This is a genomic window from Oleiphilus sp. HI0132 (assembly GCF_001635845.1).
Map to the genome: position 1 here is coordinate 1 of NZ_LWGJ01001669.1, position 5248 is coordinate 5248.

General features: G+C 41.5%; 6 protein-coding genes. All 6 read left to right on the top strand.

The genetic code is table 11. The annotated features are described in order from the left end of the window. A partial coding sequence (locus tag A3766_RS25615; RefSeq protein WP_068643215.1) for an RND family transporter occupies window positions 1–2207 on the top strand: 2207 nt, incomplete at its 5' end. A 36-nt stretch (window positions 2208–2243) separates the two neighbouring features. Further along, on the top strand, window positions 2244–3026 hold the full coding sequence (locus A3766_RS25620) for a hypothetical protein (RefSeq protein WP_068643217.1): 783 nt from the start codon (window positions 2244–2246) through the stop codon (window positions 3024–3026). Then, window positions 3019–3807 (top strand): hypothetical protein, encoded by a 789-nt coding sequence (locus tag A3766_RS25625; RefSeq protein WP_068643219.1) that lies wholly within the window; start codon window positions 3019–3021, stop codon window positions 3805–3807. The genes A3766_RS25620 and A3766_RS25625 overlap by 8 nt, the downstream gene beginning before the upstream one ends. Before the next feature lie 9 nt (window positions 3808–3816). Beyond that, a complete protein-coding gene (locus A3766_RS25630; protein ID WP_068643221.1) occupies window positions 3817–4287 on the top strand; it encodes a hypothetical protein in 471 nt (156 codons plus the stop codon). Between the two features lie 166 nt (window positions 4288–4453). Then, entirely contained in the window at window positions 4454–4768 is a 315-nt protein-coding gene (locus A3766_RS25635) for a type II toxin-antitoxin system HigB family toxin (protein ID WP_068643223.1), read from the top strand. Further along, complete coding sequence (locus tag A3766_RS25640) at window positions 4765–5181, top strand: type II toxin-antitoxin system HigA family antitoxin (protein ID WP_068643225.1); 417 nt, start codon at window positions 4765–4767, stop codon at window positions 5179–5181. The genes A3766_RS25635 and A3766_RS25640 overlap by 4 nt, the downstream gene beginning before the upstream one ends. Window positions 5182–5248 lie beyond the last annotated feature (67 nt).

Sequence of the window (5248 nt, forward strand, 5' to 3'; positions counted from 1 at the left end):
TTACTTTGAATGAGTTCATCGATGAGTTAGTCCTCACAAAATTACGCATCAGTGCCGAGTCTAGTGCCTTGGTAGATCAGCTCGTTACTGCGCCAGTAAACAAGCGATTAGATATTGCCCGACAGTTGGAAAGCCTCGCTAAGAGCTCTGGTGCTGACACGAAAGCATTCAGGAAATCACTCGATAAAGTAAGCTATTTGTTTAATCCCATCATTAAGGTTAGAAGTTTCTCAACCATTGAAAACCTAACGTCGGTAGAGGATGAAATGGACCTTCATCCCTTGCTCCCTGAGGGAGAATTGACATCCGAGGCTTTGGCCACGTTCCAACAAGAAGTTAGAGAAAACCCTCTGTTCAAAGATCTTTTGATTTCACAAGATGAGAAAGTGACGACGATCCAGATAGAGATGGCCATTCCTAAAGACGATAATAGAAGCACGGGCAACCTTTATTCAAAGATCGTTGAAATTGTTGATGAGAGCAATTACTCCGGTAAAATTTATCTAGCCGGTAATCCGATTGTTGAAGCCGAAATGGCTCGATCAATGGAAAGGGATAACATGATCTTTTTCCCATTCGTAATGCTCGTGATTTCTTTGATTTTATATACTGGCTTCAAGTCGCTTTCTGGGATTTATGTACCACTCACCATCGCCGGTCTAACCACCATTTGGACACTAGGGTTAATGGTTGCCATGGGGTTGGAGCAGAATATTGTCACCACCGTTTTGCCCGTCTTTTTACTTACTGTAGCGGTGGCGGATGCAATCCACTTTTATAATTACTACATTGCGAACGAAGAGGGGCTAGATGGGGCTGAACAAAGATTGGGCTCAACACTTTCCTATCTAACACGTCCTTTAGTTTTGACTTCAATCACAACGTTTATTGGGTTTATCGCGTTAGCCTGGACAGACATAATTTTTATACATGAGTTTGGCTTGCTCATGGCGACAGGTGTCATCTTTGCATTGCTAATAACACTTTTGGTTGCACCGATACTGGTATTGAATGTCCCCAGTAATCGAACAAGTAAATCGGTTTTATCCGAGGGAGTAGAAGCGAAGCTAATGAGCTTGGTTGAAACTGTTCTTACCAATCCACGCAAGTCGTTAATGGGTATTGCCGTTGTAGCCTGTATTAGCATTGCTTCTTTGCAGAACCTCAAATTCGACCAGGAGAACGTGAATAACTTTGATCCTGATACGGTATTGCGATCACACAATGACGCGATACTAGAGCATTTCGACGGCACAAATCCTATCGATATCTGGATTGATACGGGTAGCCAGGGTGGAATTTATAATCCGGACGTAATCAAAGGTATTCAGAAGCTAGAACGTTATTTAGAGGCGCGAGAAGGCATTGGCTTTGTACTCACGCCGGTAGACTTTTTGGAGCGTATGTATAACTTGCTGACGCATGAAGGGCATATGCTTCCAGAGGATTTTAACGAGCAATTAATCGCCCAAGAGATTCTAGTTTATGAAAATGAACGTAGCCAAGATATAAAACATGTCATCGATGACCAGCACAGGCACGCTAGATTAATTGTCTTGGGTGAAAGCGATGCAGCCTCGTTTTGGGGGCCGGTATTAGATGATATTGAAGCGCTAACGCCAGCTGGCACGAGTCTAGAAAACAATGGCTATGGCAAAGTGATGTTCACGAATATTGAGGAAGTGATAAAGACAAACATCTCCAGTACGATCATTGCGTTGTCATTAATATCTTTGGTTATGATTTTCTTATTTAAGTCCGTTATGAATGGCGTCATTGGGATTATCCCTCTCGTGCTTACGGTGCTCATGAATTATGCGGCGATGGCTGCATCAGGTGTTGCAGTTGATGTGGGTACGACAATTATTGCAAGCATCGCATTTGGTATTGGAATCGATTATTCCATTCATTTTCTATCGTCTATAGAGCGTCAAGTGAAAGCAGGCGAGAAGGATCTCATCGTGATTATGCAGAATGCAACGAAGACCGTAGGTATTCCAATTGTGATTAATTCTTTAACCTTAGCGGGTGGATTTCTCGTTTTACTAGCATCCAATTTTCTCGTACTTCAGTTGCTGGGCTTGTTTATCGCCATGACCATGATGATCAGTGCCTTCAATGCGCTGGTTTTGATTCCTCTATGTTATTACCTATGGCATCGCAATAGTGAGCGATTCGTACAAGATGAACCTTCTATGGCACTATGATGGTGTACTTAATCGATTACATTTGGGGTTAGATCATTGGGTGATAGAAACCATCTAATAATTCAAAGAAAAAAACTGCCGACTTTAAAATATGGTTGTGGCGTTATCGATGGAGATCAAAATCTCTTTGCGAATTTCACAGTTGTAGATACGGTTATTAAAGGGGCAGAGTTCTTTTCTAATAAAGCGCCTTTGTATCATGATTTAATCACCCCAATAGAAAGGCTAAAGAGTGATGGCGCTCCAAAAGCATCCTCGCTATCGGATAGTTGCTTACTATTTAAGCTAGACGACGCTGGCCGTTTAGCAGTATTTGATCTACCAGGAAGTAGCCTAAAGGTATCTGATTTGTCACTTGATGAAGGGCATATTTTCGAGGGGGATTTCTGGCTCATTCTCAAAGATAAGTCATATGACCCGAAAGAAAGTTATCCTTTTAGTTTGTGCGTTCCTTTTGTTGCTGGCGTGATACAGAACGATCCGAACCTATTTAAGCTTACGGTTCTTAAGAGAGTATCCAAATCGAAATTACACTCTGGCAAGATAGCGAAATTTCTCGAAGTAGATTGGATGAAATTGTTTCAACGACAGTCCGAACCTTTATGGGAGCAAAAAGAGAAGCTTCGAATCAAACTCAAAAAAGAGAAACGAGCTGCATTGGGCATTGACGATAAATCAGGGATGAAATTTATCGATTTGGAGTGGATGGGGCGCTTTCGTGAAGATTCAGAACCACTATGGATGGCTAAGGAGCAACTGCGTATCAAGCTGAAAGAGCAAAGGCGTTCAAACAATAAAGTAGAGGGGAGTGATGTCTAGAAGGCTTTCATTAGGGATTGGTCGTGTAAAGACTGAGTCTAATACGTTCGGCTATTTTGATGTAGTCGATCGATTGATCCCGGGAAACGAACTGGTCATTGATGATAATGCTTTGCCATGTTCGTTTAATCCGAAGTCAGAATTAGTTGAGGATAAGGAGCGATATTCTTCGTATTTAAATCACTGTCCTTGGGTATTTGAATTAACACGTGAACATCGATTAAAAATCGAACCAATTAGCGATGAGTTGAGTGTGGATCAGCTAAAAGAGTTGGAGGAAGTTCAAGCTAAATTAGATGGAAACTTCTGGCTATTGTTGAAACTTATCAATATTGGCGAGTTTCCAGACGTTCCTGAGCTTGAAGACTATCGCCTCTGCGTCCCGTTTGTGAATGGCATCTGTAGAAAGAGCTCAAATAGCGATTATGAAAGCTTAAAAATTGCAGGTGATGCAGGCGAGCTAAAAAAGTTGTACTTTGAAAATGAGCAAAGCCGTGAAGCACCAGTGTTACAAGATGTCGCTTGGATGCAGCTCTTTGGCGATTTCGCAAAGCAAGAGTTCCTTGAAAAAGAAATGGATGAGAAAACCTTAGAAAAGCGTAAAGAGGTAAAACGCAAGGGTCGAGATTATTTCAGTGCATTTGAGGCTGCGGGCACGGCTCATAAACTAGTGAGGCCTACTAATGTGAACCCTGCATCTCTAAACCCACTCGAACCCAAAAGAGCTTCAGAGCTTGTGAGATTGGCACAAGAGATGTCCCTTGATAAAGACTCCGAGTAACTTAAAGCCATGTTAAGAGTACTTATTACCTTGTGCTTGTTAAGTTCTTTCCTAGTCGCTAGTGAAAGCGACTTAGAGAATAAAATTGAAGACTTACTAAAGCAATCTAAGGTCGAGATTGAAAAGGCATCTACGTTCGAAGAAAAGGTTAGTGCTATAGAATTACTCAAGGCCAATGTAATCAGGCTTGAGCAAGACCTAAGCATTGAAGGAGATAAATTTGATTCAGATGAATATGCATCGATAATCTATTTAACATCTGCTTTTGAATCGCTCGACGAGCTACAGTCGTATGAATATCGTGAATTAAACGGTGAGCTTGGTACTGTTGACCCCAAGTTAATTACAAGAAAAAACTGCTCAGATGCTCTAACTCGGGTACATGTAGATTTTGACCCGCAATCTGAGATACCGCGCTTGCCCAACCCGGTTGATAGCCTTTATGGCATGATTCAATCGGTTTGTTCGGCTATTGATTGACGCTTATTGGGAAGGTCCGCTTCCCGAACAAAGCCAATGCTCAATTCTAGCTAAAGAGCAGGGCTATAAAGTGCTTTACACAGCATAACAACTCTAAAGTTCGCAGTTTGCGAACATCTTCAATCTATTCTATACTGTTCACATATTGCGAACTTACGGAAAGGCTATGCACGTTATTGCTAGAGGTATTTTCATTGAGGCAATGAGAAAGTACCCCAATGATGCCAACGCGATAGAGGATTTTTATCGCTTACTTAAAAATGGAAAGTTTAAAGATCATCACGAACTGAAAAGGGTAGTGCCGTCATTAGACAATTTTAAGTACAAGGACAAATGGTGGGTTGCGGATCTTGGAGGCAATAATCTGAGATTGATAGCCTTTATTGAATTTCGCCATCAACGTGTTTTCGTAAAGTATATTGTTGACCATAAAGAATATGATCGACTTACCGATCGTTATCGACGAAAGGATCTGAAATGAACATTCAACACATTACACAGCTTGCACATGAATTGCAGAGTGAGATGCCGTTTATTGCGGGCATTCATTCAACAGGAGATCACCAGGAAGCGCTTGCGCTTATGGATGAATTGATTGAAGACTATGATGCCAACTTGCTTTTGATTGATGTCTTGTGGTCAAAGATCCACGCGTATGAAGAAGAAGCGCCGGAGTTTCAAGAGTTCAATTCTCGAGTTGGATCAATGGATGCCGGTGCCTCAATGTTGAGATTGCTCATGGAGCAACACAATCTCACCATGTCGGACTTTAAGGAAGAGATTGGACCCAAAAGCTCTGTGTCAATGATTTGTAATGAGAAGAGGTCACTGACAAAAGAGCACATAGACAAACTCTCGAAGCGCTTTGAAATTAGTCCTGCATTATTTTTCTAATACTCAGCGTTGAACAAGGGTGGATAGTCATACCTATAAAATGTCCAATAACTTTCATTATTGGACA